Annotated in this window: 17 protein-coding genes; 10 read left to right on the forward strand and 7 right to left on the reverse strand. The window is 60.1% G+C overall.

Features of this window, described 5'->3' with window-relative positions; genetic code table 11:
* Positions 1-339 precede the first annotated feature (339 nt).
* The 7 genes from GKG34_RS01215 to rpmB form a co-directional block, all read right to left on the reverse strand.
* Positions 340-1,698 carry an AAA family ATPase gene (locus tag GKG34_RS01215; protein ID WP_154255416.1) on the reverse strand — a complete coding sequence of 453 codons (1,359 nt, stop codon included), beginning with the start codon at positions 1,696-1,698 and terminating at the stop codon, positions 340-342.
* A gap of 294 nt (positions 1,699-1,992) precedes the next feature.
* A complete protein-coding gene (locus GKG34_RS15605; RefSeq protein WP_165853639.1) occupies positions 1,993-2,130 on the reverse strand; it encodes a hypothetical protein in 138 nt (45 codons plus the stop codon).
* 266 nt (positions 2,131-2,396) lie between these two features.
* Complete coding sequence (locus GKG34_RS01220) at positions 2,397-4,961, reverse strand: heavy metal translocating P-type ATPase (protein WP_154255417.1); 2,565 nt, start codon at positions 4,959-4,961, stop codon at positions 2,397-2,399.
* A 42-nt stretch (positions 4,962-5,003) separates the two neighbouring features.
* Positions 5,004-5,399 (reverse strand): metal-sensing transcriptional repressor, encoded by a 396-nt coding sequence (locus tag GKG34_RS01225; RefSeq protein WP_005941288.1) that lies wholly within the window; start codon positions 5,397-5,399, stop codon positions 5,004-5,006.
* A 143-nt stretch (positions 5,400-5,542) separates the two neighbouring features.
* The gene (locus GKG34_RS01230; RefSeq protein WP_154255418.1) at positions 5,543-6,298 is read right to left on the reverse strand and encodes an alpha/beta hydrolase-fold protein; all 756 of its coding nucleotides are present in this window, start codon (positions 6,296-6,298) and stop codon (positions 5,543-5,545) included.
* Between the two features lie 100 nt (positions 6,299-6,398).
* Positions 6,399-6,575, reverse strand: coding sequence for a DUF4250 domain-containing protein (locus GKG34_RS01235; RefSeq protein ID WP_097777911.1), 177 nt, complete (start codon positions 6,573-6,575; stop codon positions 6,399-6,401).
* Between the two features lie 69 nt (positions 6,576-6,644).
* Entirely contained in the window at positions 6,645-6,833 is a 189-nt protein-coding gene (gene rpmB / locus GKG34_RS01240; protein ID WP_082210844.1) for a 50S ribosomal protein L28, read from the reverse strand.
* Positions 6,834-7,172: 339 nt separating this feature from the next.
* Here rpmB and GKG34_RS01245 point away from each other — a divergent pair, with 339 nt between their 5' ends.
* The 10 genes from GKG34_RS01245 (at position 7,173) to GKG34_RS01290 (ending at position 15,495) form a co-directional block, all read left to right on the forward strand.
* Positions 7,173-7,847, forward strand: a complete 675-nt coding sequence (locus GKG34_RS01245) for a site-2 protease family protein (RefSeq protein WP_154255419.1) — start codon at positions 7,173-7,175, stop codon at positions 7,845-7,847.
* A 2-nt stretch (positions 7,848-7,849) separates the two neighbouring features.
* On the forward strand, positions 7,850-8,572 hold the full coding sequence (locus GKG34_RS01250; RefSeq protein ID WP_347563408.1) for a segregation/condensation protein A: 723 nt from the start codon (positions 7,850-7,852) through the stop codon (positions 8,570-8,572).
* Positions 8,569-9,120, forward strand: a complete 552-nt coding sequence (gene scpB / locus GKG34_RS01255; RefSeq protein ID WP_005941268.1) for an SMC-Scp complex subunit ScpB — start codon at positions 8,569-8,571, stop codon at positions 9,118-9,120. Before GKG34_RS01250 ends, scpB begins: the two co-directional genes overlap by 4 nt.
* Positions 9,121-9,123: 3 nt before the next feature.
* Positions 9,124-9,873 (forward strand): hypothetical protein, encoded by a 750-nt coding sequence (locus tag GKG34_RS01260; RefSeq protein ID WP_097801861.1) that lies wholly within the window; start codon positions 9,124-9,126, stop codon positions 9,871-9,873.
* A 79-nt stretch (positions 9,874-9,952) separates the two neighbouring features.
* Entirely contained in the window at positions 9,953-10,360 is a 408-nt protein-coding gene (ytfJ, locus tag GKG34_RS01265; protein ID WP_005941263.1) for a GerW family sporulation protein, read from the forward strand.
* A gap of 509 nt (positions 10,361-10,869) precedes the next feature.
* Positions 10,870-11,700, forward strand: a complete 831-nt coding sequence (locus tag GKG34_RS01270) for a pseudouridine synthase (protein WP_005941260.1) — start codon at positions 10,870-10,872, stop codon at positions 11,698-11,700.
* Positions 11,701-11,731: 31 nt separating this feature from the next.
* The gene (locus GKG34_RS01275; RefSeq protein ID WP_154255420.1) at positions 11,732-12,064 is read left to right on the forward strand and encodes a hypothetical protein; all 333 of its coding nucleotides are present in this window, start codon (positions 11,732-11,734) and stop codon (positions 12,062-12,064) included.
* Positions 12,046-13,413 (forward strand): sodium-dependent transporter, encoded by a 1,368-nt coding sequence (locus tag GKG34_RS01280; protein ID WP_154255421.1) that lies wholly within the window; start codon positions 12,046-12,048, stop codon positions 13,411-13,413. Before GKG34_RS01275 ends, GKG34_RS01280 begins: the two co-directional genes overlap by 19 nt.
* Before the next feature lie 59 nt (positions 13,414-13,472).
* Positions 13,473-14,195, forward strand: coding sequence for a LytTR family DNA-binding domain-containing protein (locus GKG34_RS01285; protein ID WP_005941248.1), 723 nt, complete (start codon positions 13,473-13,475; stop codon positions 14,193-14,195).
* Positions 14,188-15,495, forward strand: a complete 1,308-nt coding sequence (locus tag GKG34_RS01290) for a sensor histidine kinase (protein WP_154255422.1) — start codon at positions 14,188-14,190, stop codon at positions 15,493-15,495. Before GKG34_RS01285 ends, GKG34_RS01290 begins: the two co-directional genes overlap by 8 nt.
* The last annotated feature ends 381 nt before the right edge of the window (positions 15,496-15,876 follow it).

Raw genomic sequence — 15,876 nt, forward strand, 5'->3', positions numbered from 1 at the left:
TGCAACTGCAACGACCGCCGCCAATGGCGGAAACAGGGAGTTGCCGTTGGGGCCGCGGCCAGCGAGACGCAAGCGAATGCGACGCGGCTGCTGGGTGCCGCAACCCGTCGCTGTTCGCGGAGAAAGCTGCCAGCACGCAGCCTATGGTTTCAGGGAACTTTATCAGGTGCTACTGTAGGAGCGTTATCTGAGCAAGTTTAAACTTTTAAACGATACAACGATTGAAAAGTAACTTTGTCAAGGTGAGAAAGTTCCATTGTTCTGAGAAAGTTCCAACTTTGTCAAATATCCGAACTTTGTCAAGCTGACAAACATCAAATTTATAACGTAGATCAGTATTTAAAATGGAACTTTGTCAGATGTTTCTCCACAGTAGCAGGTATACCAGCGATTCCTGCCATCTTTTCCACGTATCGCTTGCTTTGCGATTTGGCTGGACTTCGTGAGCTCACTGTACACACGGTTGTATGTACTGTCGCTGCACCCGATCTCCCGCAGGACGGCGGCGCGCAGCTCGTTGCTGGGCATCGACCCAAGGCGGCTCTCGGACAGAACGTTCAGGATGGCGCTGCGGGTGTCCTGCCGGGTCTCCGCCGTGCGCACCCGCCGCTCCTCAATGAAGTCGGCATCCTTCTTGTCGGTGTAGCCGTCAAACACGGCCCGCGCGGTCTTTACGCCCTCCACCTCCACATCGTCGATGTGCAGCAGCACCGTCTGCTGGGGGCGGGCGTAGCTGTTTTTCTCGTGGCTGAGATAAATTTTGCCGTCGTTCTTGGCGCGGCCCATCATCAGCACGCTGCGGGCCATGTCCCAGATATCCGAGCTGTCGGCCAGACGTGCGCGGCCGGAAACGCCCTGCTTTTTGTTGGAGTGCATCACGATGAGCACCGCGCAGCCCTGCTTTGCGGCAATGGCGCGCAGCGGCAGCAGGGCACTGCGCATCTGGTTGCGGCTTGCCATCTCCACATCGGCGGGCAGAAAGCTCTGCAGCGGGTCCACGATGAGCAGCAGCGGCCCGGCCTTGGCGGCAAAATCCGCCAGTGCCTGATCCTTGAGGGTAAGGGGCTGGCCGGTCTTGCCAAAGTAGTCGTCGGCGGTCAGCACCAGCACCCGGTTCATGTCGGCCCCGGCCGCCAGCAGACGGGCCTTGAGCACCTTGCCGGGGTCGTCCTCGCCCGCAAGCAGCAGCACCTTGCCGGTGTGCTGCGGCGGCAGCGGAAAAAAGCCGGAGGTCTTGCCCGCCGTCACATAGGCAATGAGCTGTGCCTGCCAGATGCCCTTGCCGGTGCCGCCGTCGGCACCCAGCAGCGACACTTCGCCCAGCGGCAGCAGCTGCGGCACCAGCCACGCCACGCTCTGCATGGGCACATCGGCCAGCAGGCCGGGCTGCGCCGCGCTGCCCTCCAGCGCAAGCTTGCGCTGCTTTGCGTCCGCGTTCACGGCTGCCATAAAGGCTGCGGGGTCGGCCTGCCACGCCTGCTTGCAGGTGTTGAGCCATTGATCGATCTTGTAATTGACGGCGGGCAGCTGCATGTTGCAGGCTGCGCCGCGCACGTCGTCCAGCAGGTCTTCCCGTGCAGCCGGGTCGGTCTGGTGGAACATTACCGCAAAGGTCAGGCGGCTGAACAGCTGCTGCTCGGTCCTGCAGGCATCCAGCATGTTCAGAAAGTCTGTGCGGTCCTGAATGGATACTCCCAAAATACATTTCTCCTTTCGCTGTGGTTTATAACTGGAAACAAAACCAAATGTTGTTGCTATAAGTATAACTCTGAAAAAACAACGTGTCAACAAATAGTTTTTGCGCAAAAAGCCACAGCTTCCGGGGCGAAAATGCACAGGAAAATGGGGAAAGAAAAAGAGAAGGCGGGCACCTTCTCTTGACAAAACGGCAAAAAATAACTATACTACAAATAGAAAAGGTGCTGTCCGCAATGGTCAGCTTCCTACCTTTACAATCAAGATTGACTGCACGGAGTTGGAAGGCTGTGGCAGTCAATCTTTTTTGTTGTCATCACATTTGCGCTGAGAAAACTTCTCCAAGACCTCAACGGTCAGGCGAACTGCATCAAGGATCAGACTCAACAGCATGAGAATGACCGTGAGCAGAGTGAAAAGCTCCATCAGGCTCATTGATATCCCTCCCTTCGCCTTCAAGGCTCCGGGCAGGGTACTTCCAAAAAAGTTTCCTCCCGGAACCTCTGCTTCATTCCATGTAGAAAGAGCAGCGATACAGGGCAGGAAGCATGACCACCTGCGCTTGCAGACAGCACCTAATCACCGCCTTTTCAGGCGGCATTTTTAGTTTAACATACTTTCTGACGAAATACAATAAGAACCCAATGCAAAAGGCCGCTGCACGGTTCACATGCAGCGGCCTTTCCGTATTCAGCGGCGGTTTACTGGATGCCGGTCACAGGGTAGTCCTGATCCTCAACGGCCTTCTTCAGCACGTCGTCGGCGACCTCGGCGTTCAGGGTGACGATGGCGGTGCCGGCCTCGTGGCTCACCACGGCCTCGTCCACCTCGGGCAGGGCTTCCAGAGCCTTCTTCACGCGGGCTTCGCAGTGGCCGCACATCATGCCTTCCACTTTCAGGGTCTTTTTCATAGCAGTGTCCTCCTTGGTACTCTCTTTATTTGCAACCGCTGCGGGCTGTGCGGAGACAGCGGGCAGGGAAGCAGCATTTTTTGCCGCACGATCGTGCTTTGTGCTGTGCACGTCGAACAGGTTCAGGCGCAGGGCGTTGCTTACCACGCAGAAACTGGAAAGGCTCATGGCAGCAGCACCGAACATGGGGTTCAGCGTCAGGCCGAAGGGGATGAACACGCCTGCGGCCAGCGGGATGCCGATGATGTTGTAGATGAACGCCCAGAACAGGTTTTCGTGGATGTTGCGCAGGGCAGCGCGGCTCAGGCGGATGGCGGCGGGCACGTCCGACAGCTTGGAGTTCATCAGCACCACGTCCGCCGCGTCGATGGCAACGTCGGTGCCTGCGCCGATGGCGATGCCGGTGTCGGCACGGGTCAGGGCCGGGGCATCGTTGATGCCGTCGCCCACCATGGCCACCTTGCCGGATGCCTGCAGCTGGCGGATGACCGCTTCCTTGCCGTCGGGCAGCACACCTGCGATCACCTCGTCCACACCGGCCTGCCTGCCAATGGCAGCAGCGGTGCGCTGGTTGTCACCGGTGAGCATCACCACGCGGATGCCCATGGCCTGCAGCTCCCGGATGGCGCGGGGGCTGTCCTCCTTGATGGTATCGGCCACCGCGATGATGCCCAGCAGACGGCCTGCTCCGCCGAAGAACAGGGGCGTTTTGCCCTGTGCGGAAAGGGCTGCGGCCTTCTCCTGCAGCTGTGCGGGCACGGTGACTTTGGTGCCGATAAAGGACGCATTGCCGCCAAAGATCTCCACGCCGTCCAGCTTTGCGGCCAGACCGTTGCCCGGCAGGGCGGCAAAGCCGGATACCTCGGGGGCGGTGAGCTTCTGCGCGTCGGTGCAGGCCAGCACGGCCTTTGCCAGCGGGTGCTCGCTCTTGCGCTCCAGTGCGGCGGCAAGGGTGAGCAGCTCCGTCTCGGAAACGCCCTCGGCGGGCAGAATGTCGGTCACTTTTGGTTCACCGCTGGTGATGGTGCCGGTCTTGTCCAGCGCCACGATCTGGGTGCGGCCTGCAGCTTCCAGCGAAGCGGCGGTCTTGAACAGGATGCCGTTCTTTGCACCCAGACCGTTGCCCACCATGATGGCCACCGGCGTTGCCAGACCCAGCGCACAGGGGCAGCTGATGACCAGCACGGAGATGCCGCGGGCCAGCGCATAGCCCAGCTCCCGGCCCAGCAGCAGCCACACGATGGTGGTGACCACCGCGATGGTAATGACTGCAGGCACGAAGAAACCGGACACCGTATCGGCGATTTTTGCAATGGGAGCCTTGGTGGCGGCGGCATCGCTGACCATCCGGATGATCTGGGCAAGGGTGGTGTCCTCGCCCACGCGGGTGGCCCGGCACTGCAGGAAACCGGACTGGTTGGTGGTGGCAGCGCTCACCTTGTCGCCTGCAGCCTTGTCCACGGGGATGCTCTCGCCGGTCAGGGCGCTCTCGTTCACGGCGCTGGTGCCTTCCAGCACGATGCCGTCCACGGGGATGTTCTCGCCCGGGCGCACCACAAAGATGTCCCCCTTCTGCACCTGCTCGATGGGCACGGTCACTTCGGCACCGTCCCGCAGCAGGGCGGCGGTCTTGGGGGCAAGCTTCATCAGGCTCTTGAGCGCGTCGGTGGTCTTGCCCTTGGAGCGGGCCTCCAGCATCTTGCCCACCGTGATGAGGGTCAGGATCATGGCGGCGGACTCGAAGTAGAACTCCATCATATAATGCATGACCAGCTCGCTGTTGCCGTCCACCTGCGCGCGGGTCATGGCGAACAGGGCGTAGGTGCTCCACACAAAGCTTGCCATGGAACCCATGGCCACCAGCGTGTCCATGTTGGGCGAGCCGTGGAGGAGGCCCTTGAAGCCGTTGATGAAGAACTTCTGGTTGATGACCATGACGATGCCCGCCAGCAGCAGCTGCACAAGGCCCATGGCGATGTGGTTGCCGTCGAACCAGCGGGGCAGGGGCCAGCCCCACATCATGTGGCCCATGGAGAAGTACATCAGCACCAGCAGAAAGCCCAGCGACGCAATGAGCCGCCGCTTGAGCTTGGGGGTCTCGTGGTCGGCCAGCGCGTCAAGGTCGGCGCTGGTGGAGCTGGCAGCCGCCGCGCCCGCACGCTTGGGGCTGGCACCGTAGCCTGCATCCTGCACGGCCTTGATGATCTCGGCAGAGCTGGCGGTGCCCTCCACGCCCATGGAGTTGGTCAGCAGGCTCACCGAACAGCTGGCAACGCCGGGCACTTTGCTCACGGCCTTCTCCACCCGGGCGGAGCAGGCTGCGCAGCTCATGCCGGTAACGTTGTATTGTTCCATAAAATATCACTCCTACGTTGAGTATGCACAGGAAAGGGCTTCTTATTTCATGAGCTTGGGCAGCAGATTCACCAGCTCGTCCAGCTTTGCCTCGCTGCCCGCGCGCAGGTCGTCCGCCACGCAGGTGGAGATGTGCTGTGCCAGCAGCTCTTTGGAAAAGCTGTTCAGCGCCGAGTTCGCCGCCGCCACCTGCACAAGGATGTCCACGCAGTAGGCATCCTTTTCCAGCATGCCGCGGATGCCGCGCACCTGCCCCTCGATGCGGCTGAGCCGGTTCAGCAGGGCCTTGTGTTCCTCCGGGGTGCGGTCCTTGTGGCGGCAGCAGGAGGGGGTGACGCTTTCGGTGGGCACAGCGGATGCGTCAACGGCCGGAGCCGTGGCAGCTTCGGGCTGGGCGGGCGTGCCGCAACAGCAGCAGGGCTTTTTCTCGTTGTCCATAAAATATCTCCTTTACCCATAGGGGGTATACTTCTTACAGCATGAGTATAGCACAGCAAACCCGATAAATCAAGTAGGGAATTGAAAAATACAAACAAAAAGAGGGAAGGCACTGCAAATGCCTTCCCTCTATCAAATCACTTTTACTTCTCCAGAATCCGCGGCACAAACAGGCCCAGCATCTTGCCCCACCAGTACCACTCGTGGGAAACATCGCCGCCCCAGATCTCGAGGTGGGCGGGCAGGCCCTGTGCGGCCAGCACATCGGCCAGCGCCTGCGTGTCGGCTTTGGCATCGTCCTCGTAGGCACCCTGACCGGCGCAGAGCATCAGGCTGTTCTCCTCGGCCTTGGCCAGAGCCAGCTTGTCGGCGATGCCGTTCTCGGCCAGATACTGCAGGGGAGAGCAGCGCAGCACCAGATCGTCGGCTTCACTGCCCCAGAAGCGGGCCAGATCGTAGATGCCGGAAAGGCCGATGGCACCGGCAAAGAGCTTGGGACGGCGCAGGCGGCAGTTGACGGCGTGCACAGCGCCAAGGTCGATGCCCACACACCACAGCTTGGCATCCTTTGCGGCACCGTTCAGGGCCAGCACCCGGGGAGCCAGCTCGGCGGTAAGGTAGACGAAGTACTTTTCCTCCATCTCGGCGCGGCAGCGCACCGGGATGTCGCCGTTCAGTACGGCCTCGCCGTCAATGCTGTCGGCGCAGAACAGCTGCACCTTGCCCTCGTTCAGCAGCGGGGCAATGGCATCGGGCATACCGTTGTTCTCCCAATCATAAAAGCGGCCGCCGCGGGCAGGCAGGGCCAGCACCGGCACACCGGCGCTGCCGTATACCTTGAATTCCATCTCGCGGTTCAGCACGCTGCTCCACTCTTTGTAATAGGTACCCTGGATCATAAATCAAGCACTCCTTGTTTCTATATTCACCGGCCCGGGCGTAGTCGCTGCACGTCGGTGCCGGTCGTTAGCGATCAAAAGAAAGCTTTCTCTGGAAATATCACACGAACTGGTTGCGCTGGGCATCGTACTCGTAGCCCACGGCTTTGAGCTTTGCGCAAAGGTCGGCCTTGTCGGCATCCAGATCTTCGCACAGAGCATCGAGGTTTTTGTAAAAATCACGCAGCTTCAGGTTCACCACGCTCAGCAGCATGATGGGATCGTTGGGCAGAGCCATGTGTTTTGCCTCCTTACAGCAACAAAAAAAGCCGGCCACTCGACAAAGTGACCGGCCACATACACCAAATTAGACAGCGCGGGTAACTTTGCCAGCGCGCAGGCAACGGGAGCATGCGTAGACGTACTTGGGAGAACCCTCAACGACCGCCTTGACACGACGGACATTCGGCTTCCAGGTACGGTTGGAACGACGATGAGAGTGAGAAACCTTGATACCAAAGGCAACACCCTTGCCGCAGCATTCACATTTAGCCATGGTACTTGCACCTCCTGCAGTGAAGTAAGGAATCAAAATAATCAGCTTGACTATTGTAGCAGATTACCGGGCAAAATGCAAGCCTTTTTTCAAAAAATATTGCGGTTTTTTGGAAAACTGCCCCGATGCACTCAGATGCTGTTTTTTGTTACGACCCCTTGTGTGAAAATGTGATTTGGAGCAGCCCGCACGCTGCGACAAATCACGAATTAAAAATAAAATTCCGCTGAAATGATCAGAGCGAAGCGGAGATCATTTTAAATCGTCTGGACACCCCTTGTCTAAAACCTCAAAAAATAGTATTATATATGGTATACTGAAAAAAGGCAGGAATATCGAATGACCTCTCAGGGCATCTATTATCTCATCCGCGCGCTGGTGGCGCTGGTGGCCATCCCCTTCCACGAGTGCGGCCACGCGCTGGCGGCATGGCTGCTGGGCGACGACACCGCAAAGCGGCAGGGGCGGCTTTCGCTGAATCCCTTTGCCCACTTTGACCTGCTGGGCACGCTGTGCATGGTGTTTGCGGGCGTGGGCTGGGCAAAGCCCGTCTCCACCGACCCCCGCAATTTCAAAAACCCCAAGTGGGGCATGGCCCTCACCGCGCTGGCTGGCCCTGCGGCAAACATCCTCCTTGCCTATGTGGGCATGGTGGTGTGGAAGCTCATGTACTACTGGGCACCGGTGAACGATGCCGCCATCTACATTGCCATGTTCCTGCAGTACCTTGTGCTGATGAACGTGAGCCTTGCCGTGTTCAACTTGATCCCGGTGCCGCCGCTGGACGGCAGCCGCATCCTGCTGGTGGTGCTGCCCCGGCGCATCTACTTTGGCCTGATGAAGTACGAGCGCTATATCATGATCGCCCTGCTGGCGGCAGTGTGGTTCGGCGCACTGGATACGCCGCTGTACTACCTGAACAACATCGTGTGGGAGCTGCTGGGCAAGGGCACCGGCTACATTGATAAGATCGCGTATTCCATCTACTATGCCGGCCTTGGGACGGTGGTGTGAGCGTGGCAGAAGAACTGACCTTCCATCTGGAAGATTTTGACGGCCCGCTGGAATTATTGCTGGCGCTTGTGGCCAAACATAAGATGGACCTGCACAACATCCCCATTCTGGAGCTGATCGACCAGTACACCGCCACGGTGGCGCGGGCCGACCCGGACCCGGAAGCCGCCAGCGCCTTCATCGAGATGGCCGCGCGGCTGGTGGAGATGAAAAGCTACCTGCTTTTGCCCCGCAGCGAAGAGGGCGAGCGCATGAAGCAGGAGTTCACCGGCCAGCTGATCGAGTACGACCAGTGCCGCCGCATGGCTGCGCTTTTGCGCCAAAAGGCCGAAGCTGCGCCGGTTTTTGTGCGTCCGCCCATGGAGATGGAATTCGATAACACCTACGACCTGCACCATGCGCCGCAGGTGCTGGCGGATGACTGGGCCGTTCTTTCCGGCCGCACCAAGCTGCGCCGGGAGCCTACCCAGCAGCAGTTCGAGCCGCTGGTCACAGCGCCCATGGTGTCGGTGACGAGCCGGGTGGTGTACATTCTGCGGCACCTGATTGCCGGTACAGCGGCAAAAATAAGCCAGCTGTTCAGCCGTCAGCAGACCCGCAGCACCAACGTGGCCACCTTTCTGGCCTTGCTGGAGCTGGTGCGCGGCGGCCGTGTAAAGCTGGACGACGAGGGCCGGCTGACCATGCAGCGGGGCCGCATCCAACGTGATAAGGAGAAGGAATGAACCAGAAACAGATCCGTGCAGCCGTGGAAGCCATGCTGTTTGCCAGCGGCGACCCCATTGGTGCCGACAAGCTGGCCCAGGCGGTGCAGCTGCCGCAGCTCAGCGTGGAAGCCGCGCTGGAAGCCCTGCGGGAGCGCTACGCCCGGGAGGACAGCGGCCTGTGCCTGCTGCACCTGAACACCCGCTGGCAGCTTGCCACCAAGACCGAGTGGGCCGACTGCATCCGCCGCCTGCTGGACAGCCGCCGCGCAGTGCCCCTTGGCCCCGCCGCCATGGAGACCCTGACCGTGATCGCCTACAACCAGCCGGTGTCCCGCGCCTTCATCGAGCAGGTGCGCGGCGTGGATTCCTCGTCCAGCGTGTCGGGCCTGCTGGAAAAGGGCCTCATTGAGGAAGCCGGACGCCTTGACCTGCCGGGCAGGCCGGTGAGCTTCCGCACCACCGACACCTTTTTGCGGGTGTTCGGCCTTTCTTCTCTGGCCGACCTGCCGCCGGTGCACGGGCAGGAGACTGAAACGAACGCATCACCGACAGAAAGTGAGGGGTAACGCATGGGAGCATTCCTCGCCGCGCTGGGCGCAGTGCTGCTGTTCATCCTCCGGGTGATCGGCATTCTGCTGCTGGTGGTGCTGATCTTACTGGTGCTGTTGCTGCTGTGCCCCTTCTGCGCAGACCTGTGCTGGGAGCACGGCGTGCTCACCGTAAAGGCCGGTGCGCTGGGCATCACCTTCCCGGTGTTCCAGTACCCGAAGCCGGAGCCGCCGCCTGCACCGGAAAACCCGGAGCCGCCCAGGGGCTTTGGCAAGGTCAAGGCAAAGTTTGCCGCATGGCGGGCCGAGCGCAAGCGGAAAAAGGCAGAGGAGAAGGCCCGCAAAAAGGCCGCCGCCGCTGCCGCCAAGGCAAACAAGCCCGCCCAGCCGCGCAAAAAGGCAAAGATCACGCTGGAGATCCTCTGCACCATGCTCAAAGGTGCGGGCACTTTGACCAAAGCTGTGTTCGGTGCGCTGCGCATTACAAAAATACAGGTGCGCCTTGGTGTGCGCGGGGAGGACCCCGCCGCCGCTGCCCGCAGCTACGGCAAGCTGCAGGCGTGGCTGTACCCGGTGCTGGGCGTGCTGGACCGCTTTCTCTGGCTGCAGTTCGATGAGCTGCGCATCCTGCCGGACTTTGGCAGCGGGCAGCCCACCGTGGAGGACCGGGTGTCCTGCCGGGTGAGCGCGCAGGCACTGTTCATCGTCCTTGCGGCGGTGCGGGTGCTGTACGAGTTCTGGCGCAAAAAAGTATTGGACATCTTCCTATAATGTGGTACACTATACGTGTATCCGGATCTGCAGACAACGGGCCTTTGCCCGAATCAAACCGATAAAGGAGAGCTGTTTTATGGCTGAGCATCCCATTCAGGGCCTGATGAACGTTACCATGGAGAAGATCCACCAGATGGTGGACTCCAACACCATCATTGGCAAGCCCATCATCACCGAGGACGGCACCACCATCCTGCCGGTTTCCAAGGTGAGCTTTGGCTTTGCCTCCGGCGGCACCGACTTTGACGGCAAGAACGCCGCCAACAAGGACCTGTTCGGCGGCGGCTCCGGTGCGGGTGTGAACATCCAGCCGGTGGCCTTCCTCGTGGTAAAGGACGGCTGCGTGCGCACCATCCAGCTGTCGGACAACGCCGACACCATCAACCGTGCCCTGACCATGCTGCCGGAGCTGGTGGACAAGGTTGCCGCCCTCATCAAGAAGGACGAAAAGAAGGAAGAGCCTGCTGCTCCTGCGGAGCAGTAAGGGAGGGGGCTTGGCACCGGACACTCCGTCCCGCCTGCGCTCGCCAGACCACCAGCGTGGTGTAGCCCTCGCACTTCCCGTCGGGCTTTTTTGTCGATTTTAGTCGCAGCCTGCACTTTAGACATGGCTTCGCGCATCTTGCCGGAGTATCCGGTGCCGATCCCGGCAGGACGGCAGGGAGTTTCTCCAGCGAATGTCCTGGGGGTGGGGCCCCGGCGCGCAAGCGTTGAGGCGGGACTGGAGTCCTGCAACGGCAACGACCGCCGCCAGCGGCGGAAACAGGGAGTTGCCGTTGGGGCCGCGGCCAGCAAGACGCAAGCGATAGCGAAGCGGCTGCTGGGTGCCGCAACCCGTCGCTGTTCGCGGAGAAAGCTCCCTGCTGGCCTGCTAACTACTATCGCCGTAACTGTGAGCTTCCAACTCACAGTTTTGATACAGGCGCACCCGCACCCCAAAACAGGGGAGAGGTGCGCGTTTTGAGCGCCGGGAGGCGCACAAGGAGTTTAATTATGGCAGAAGAACGTATTCAAAAGATCATGGCTGAACAGGGTCTGTGCTCCCGCCGTGCCGCAGAACAGATCATTGCCGAGGGCCGCGTGAAGGTCAACGGCCACCCCGTCAAGGTGGGCGACAAGATGGACCCCAACCGCGACGTGCTGCACGTGGACGACGAGCGCATCTATATCCGCAAGGATCAGCAGATGTACTATCTGGCCCTGTACAAGCCCCGCGGCTATGTGACCACCGCCAGCGACGAGCTGGGCCGCAAGACCGTGATGGAGCTGGTGAGCGATATCCCCGCCCGCCTGTACCCGGTGGGCCGTCTGGATAAGGACAGCGAGGGCCTGCTGCTCATGACCAACGACGGCGCGTTTGCGCAGGCCGTCACCCATCCGTCGGGCGGCATCTCCAAGCTGTACCGCGTCACCGTGCAGCCCCGCGCCGATGAAAGCCAGATCCTGAAGCTGAGCAGCGGCGTTGTGCTGGACGACGGCACCAAGACCATGCCCTGCGCCATCAACGTTGTCACCGACGAGCCGGGCCGCACCGTGATGGAAATGACCCTGAAAGAGGGCAAGAACCGCGAGATCCGCCGCATGTGCGAGACCGTGGGCCTTGAGGTGGTGCGCCTGAAGCGCAACGCCGAGGGCGTGGTGAAGCTGGGAATGCTCAAGCCCGGCACCTACCGTGAGCTGACCAAGGCAGAGATCAACGGTCTGCGTGCCGCTGCCGCCAAGGGCCGCGCCCAGACCCGCAGCGCCGCAGTGCAGTCCAAGGCTGCCGAGCGCCGCCCCCGCGGCCCGGTGGGCAAGGGTACTGCCCCCAAAAAGCGGAAGTAAATACACCTGTAAAGGGGAGAAGTGTCCAAAGATGCTTCTCCCCTTTTTGCTGCTGGGTGGAAAGATGAAGAACTGTCAGCTCTTCACCTTTCAGGTGAGAAAAATTGCAGCCTGCCGCAAATACACCGAAAACGGACGCACCTGCAACGAAAATTGCGGTACGGCCCTGCGGCAGGACGGGCTGTGCACGCGGGAAAGACAAAGAATACTTTTGACAACAAAAGTTCATCTCACTGAAGCGCCCCTGTTCTTCGACCAAATTTGTGCTATAATACAAAAGCAACGCTTCGCCCGGCCCCGCAAAGGGCAGGGCAGAGCAGAACGGAAAACAAGGAGTTTGGAATCATGGAAAGAGAAAAACTGAAGTCCCGCTTGGGCTTCATTCTGCTTTCAGCGGGCTGTGCCATCGGCATTGGCAACGTGTGGAAGTTCCCTTATATTGCTGGTCAGGGCGGCGGCGGCGCGTTCGTGCTGTTCTACCTGATCTTCCTCATCATTCTGGGCCTGCCCATCATGACCATGGAGTTTGCGGTGGGGCGTGCTTCCCGCAAGAGCCCGGTGCGGGCCTATCAGGCACTGGAAAAGCCGGGCCAGAAGTGGCACATCCACGGCTACCTCACCCTCATTGGTTGCTATCTGCTCATGATGTTCTACACCACCGTGGCAGGCTGGATGCTGCACTATTTCTACATGACCGCCACCGGTAAGCTGGCAGGCCTGAACGCCGATCAGGTGGCTGGCAAGTTTACCGAAATGCTGGCAGACCCCGGCGTGATGACCTTCTGGATGGTGTTCGTGGTGGCACTGGGCATCTTTGTATGCGCCAAGGGCCTGCAGAACGGCCTTGAGCGCGTGACCAAGGTCATGATGATCGCCCTGCTGGTGATCATGATGGTGCTGGCCGTCAACAGCCTGTTCATGCCCGGCGCAAAGGAAGGCCTGAGCTTCTTCCTCGTGCCCGACTTCGGGCGCATGAAAGAGGTGGGCGTGGTCAACACGCTGGTGTCCGCCATGAATCAGGCCTTCTTCACCCTGAGCCTTGGCATTGGCGCAATGTCCATCTTTGGCAGCTACATCGGCAAGGAGCACTCCCTGCTGGGCGAGTCCGCCCGCATCGTGGTGCTGGATACCTTCGTGGCCATCACCGCCGGTCTCATCATCTTCCCGGCCTGCTTCACCTACGGTGTGGACCAGACCAGCGGCCCCAGCCTGATCTTCATTACCCTGCCCAACATCTTTGCCAACATGGCCATGGGCCGGTTGTGGGGCTCCCTGTTCTTCCTGTTCATGGCCTTTGCAGCGCTTTCCACCGTGCTGGCCGTGTTCGAGAACATCATCTGCTGCGGCATGGAGCTGACCGGCAGCAGCCGCAAGAAGTCCAGTCTGGTGAACTTCGTGCTCATCACTCTGCTTTCGCTGCCCTGCGTGCTGGGCTACAACGTGTGGGCATGGGACGGCTTTGCCGTGTTCGGCGGCGCTGTGCTGGATCTGGAGGACTTCCTCGTGAGCAACCTGTTCCTGCCGCTGGGCAGCTTGGTGTACCTGCTGTTCTGCGTTACCAACTACGGCTGGGGCTGGGACAACTATAAAAAGGAAGTCAACACCGGCAAGGGCCTCAAGATGCACGACTGGATGCGCGGTTACCTGACCTGCGTGCTGCCGGTGATCGTGCTGTTCATCTTTGCCTTTGGCCTCTACGATAAATTTCTCTGATAGTTACTTTGGCCCCTCTTACTGCAAGAGGGGCCTTTTGCGGCAGAAAGGAACCTTCCATGCATATCCTGATCTGTGACGACGATGCGGCGTTCGGCGCGCGCATGGCAGAATATGTCACCGTCTACTTTACCGCCCGCAGCGTGCAGGTGCACACCGCCGTCTGCACCAGCGCAGCCGAGGTGCTTGCAACGCCGGGGCTGGAGCTGTATCAGCTGGCGTTTCTGGACGTGGACATGCCCGGTGCAAACGGCATGGTGCTGGGCCGTCAGCTCAAGCAGAAGTGTCCCGGCCTGATGCTGGTGTATGTTTCGGCCTATCTGGAATTTGCGCTGGAAGGCTACACGGTGAACGCCTACCGCTACCTGCTCAAGCGGGACATTGCGCGCACCCTGCCCAAGTGTCTGGACGACCTGCTTGCCGCCCTGACCGACCAGCGCAAGACCCTGACGGTGCACCACAACCGCACCGAAACGGAAATTCCGCTGGATCAGATCTATTATCTGGAAAGCGACCTGCGCCAGATCAACGTCTACGGCGACATTGCCCGCCGGCCCATCTGCACCTACTACGGCAAGATTGCCGACCTGCCGCCCATGCTCTACGAGAACGGCTTTTTGCAGGTGAGCCGCAGCGATGTGGTGAACATGAAATATGTGCGCAGCATCCGCAGCTACCGCGCCCTGCTGAAAAACGGGGTGGAGCTGAGCGTGAGCCGCGCAGGCTATGCGGCCATCCAGAACGCATATCTGGAATGGAAGGGGCAGTATGTGGATGAGTGATGCATTTGCGGAAATGATGCTGGGGCATCTGGTGTGTCTGGTCCAGGGGAACGCCTTTATTCTGGTGGAGTGGGCCTATCTGGGCAGGGGAAAACTGCGCTGGCCGGTTCTGTGGGCAGAGCTGCTGTGTATGGGGCAGCTGGGCCTGTCACTCGCAACAGGAATGTCATTTTTCAATGTGCAGAGCGTCCTGCTCAATGTGCTGTACCTTTTTGTTACGGCGCAGCTGTTTGGCGGAACCTTTGCCGATAAGCTCACCGCCTGCCTGATCAACGGCACCATGTGCCTGCTGGTGGAGAACACGGTCAACTATACCTACTCCTGGTTCACAGGAGTGCGCACCGGCGAAGCATGGCAGCACCCCGGCTGCCTGATCGCGCTGTGCGCCGCGAACCTTATCGTGGGTGCAGCAGTTGCGCATTCCCTGTACAGCTGGAACCAGAAGTGTGCTCTGCAGCCGCTGCAGGCGCTGGTGATGTCCTTTTTCCCCGGGGTGGCTGTGGTGCTGAACATCGTGCTGATGGTCACAGGGACCCAGCAGCCCGCTACCCGGATGACCATGCTGCTCACCTTTGGCATGAGCGTGGCGGTGCTGGTGCATATCGCCATCGTGCAGATGTTCAACGATCAGGTGGTGCAGCGGCAGAACTCCCGCTACCGTGCTCAGCTGGAACAGCAGCGTGCCGAAGCCCTGCTGGATTCCTACACGGAACAGCGCCGCCTGACCCACGAGTTCACCAACCACATGACAGCCCTTACCGCCCTGCTGGATCAGGGGGATCTGAAAGGCGCACAGGCCTACATTGCCAGCGTGAGCAAAACGGTGGCGGCGGGCACCACCATCATGGATACCCACAACCCGCTGCTGGATTCCATTCTGAGCAAAAAATACGAAGAAGCGGAAAAAGTTGGCGTGAACATTTACTTTGACCTGTGCGATCTCAAGCGGATGCCCTTCGACAGCATGGATATGGTCATCGTGCTCTCCAACCTTCTGGACAACGCCACCCGCGCCGCAGCGCAGGCCCTGCCGCCGGAGGTGCATGTGCGCATCCGCAAAACGCCGGAAGAATATCTGATCTCGGTGCGCAACCGCGTGCAGGAAGACCTGCTGCTGGAGGAGGGCAAGCTGCCCGGCACCACCAAAAAGGAGAGCGGCCACGGCATGGGCCTTGCCAACGTGCAGGACGTGCTGCGCAAGTACGGTGCCGAGTACACCGTGAGCTGCCGCGACCGGTGGTTCCGGTTTACCTGCGCCATCCCGTGCGCAGTTCATGACATGAGCACCGACAATTTATGACATGTTCTGTGCAACAGGCACGCAACAATGCTATACTAAGGCCAGTAAAGGTGACCTCCTGCCGGGGCAGGGCGGATTTGCGGCCAAAGGAAGACCTGGTGAAGCTTTGCCCCCTGTGCAGTGATCCGGGCAGCGGTGCGTGTTAAGCTGCTCTGTTTTCCCTTTGCTCTTCGCTGTGCAGTCCTCATGCGCTGCGCAGCTCATCTGGCGGGGCTTTCAACGGCGAACTTTGGGGTTTGCTGCTGATAAAGTCACTCGGTACGTCGCATTTCTGTCCGGCAGGTGCTGCTTGTGGGAATGGAGCATCTGCCGCACAGGACATTTGCGCCGGTGAGAGTTCCGTCAGATTTTTTATTGCAAAAAAGAGCTGCTGTACGGCAA

The sequence above is a fragment of the Faecalibacterium sp. BIOML-A4 genome, assembly GCF_009679665.1.
Taxonomy (GTDB): domain Bacteria; phylum Bacillota; class Clostridia; order Oscillospirales; family Ruminococcaceae; genus Faecalibacterium; species Faecalibacterium taiwanense.

What these genes read in the sequence shown, in the direction of transcription:
- GKG34_RS01220 (WP_154255417.1), bottom strand. Translation starts at nt 4,961, where the DNA reads ATGGAACAATACAACGTTACCGGCATGAGCTGCGCAGCCTGCTCCGCC.
- GKG34_RS15605 (WP_165853639.1), bottom strand. Translation starts at nt 2,130, where the DNA reads ATGAGCCTGATGGAGCTTTTCACTCTGCTCACGGTCATTCTCATGCTG.
- GKG34_RS01225 (WP_005941288.1), bottom strand. Translation starts at nt 5,399, where the DNA reads ATGGACAACGAGAAAAAGCCCTGCTGCTGTTGCGGCACGCCCGCCCAG.
- GKG34_RS01290 (WP_154255422.1), top strand. Translation starts at nt 14,188, where the DNA reads ATGAGTGATGCATTTGCGGAAATGATGCTGGGGCATCTGGTGTGTCTG.
- rpmB (WP_082210844.1), bottom strand. Translation starts at nt 6,833, where the DNA reads ATGGCTAAATGTGAATGCTGCGGCAAGGGTGTTGCCTTTGGTATCAAG.
- ytfJ (WP_005941263.1), top strand. Translation starts at nt 9,953, where the DNA reads ATGGCTGAGCATCCCATTCAGGGCCTGATGAACGTTACCATGGAGAAG.
- GKG34_RS01245 (WP_154255419.1), top strand. Translation starts at nt 7,173, where the DNA reads ATGACCTCTCAGGGCATCTATTATCTCATCCGCGCGCTGGTGGCGCTG.
- GKG34_RS01270 (WP_005941260.1), top strand. Translation starts at nt 10,870, where the DNA reads ATGGCAGAAGAACGTATTCAAAAGATCATGGCTGAACAGGGTCTGTGC.
- GKG34_RS01235 (WP_097777911.1), bottom strand. Translation starts at nt 6,575, where the DNA reads ATGGCTCTGCCCAACGATCCCATCATGCTGCTGAGCGTGGTGAACCTG.
- scpB (WP_005941268.1), top strand. Translation starts at nt 8,569, where the DNA reads ATGAACCAGAAACAGATCCGTGCAGCCGTGGAAGCCATGCTGTTTGCC.
- GKG34_RS01230 (WP_154255418.1), bottom strand. Translation starts at nt 6,298, where the DNA reads ATGATCCAGGGTACCTATTACAAAGAGTGGAGCAGCGTGCTGAACCGC.
- GKG34_RS01260 (WP_097801861.1), top strand. Translation starts at nt 9,124, where the DNA reads ATGGGAGCATTCCTCGCCGCGCTGGGCGCAGTGCTGCTGTTCATCCTC.
- GKG34_RS01285 (WP_005941248.1), top strand. Translation starts at nt 13,473, where the DNA reads ATGCATATCCTGATCTGTGACGACGATGCGGCGTTCGGCGCGCGCATG.
- GKG34_RS01280 (WP_154255421.1), top strand. Translation starts at nt 12,046, where the DNA reads ATGGAAAGAGAAAAACTGAAGTCCCGCTTGGGCTTCATTCTGCTTTCA.
- GKG34_RS01275 (WP_154255420.1), top strand. Translation starts at nt 11,732, where the DNA reads ATGCTTCTCCCCTTTTTGCTGCTGGGTGGAAAGATGAAGAACTGTCAG.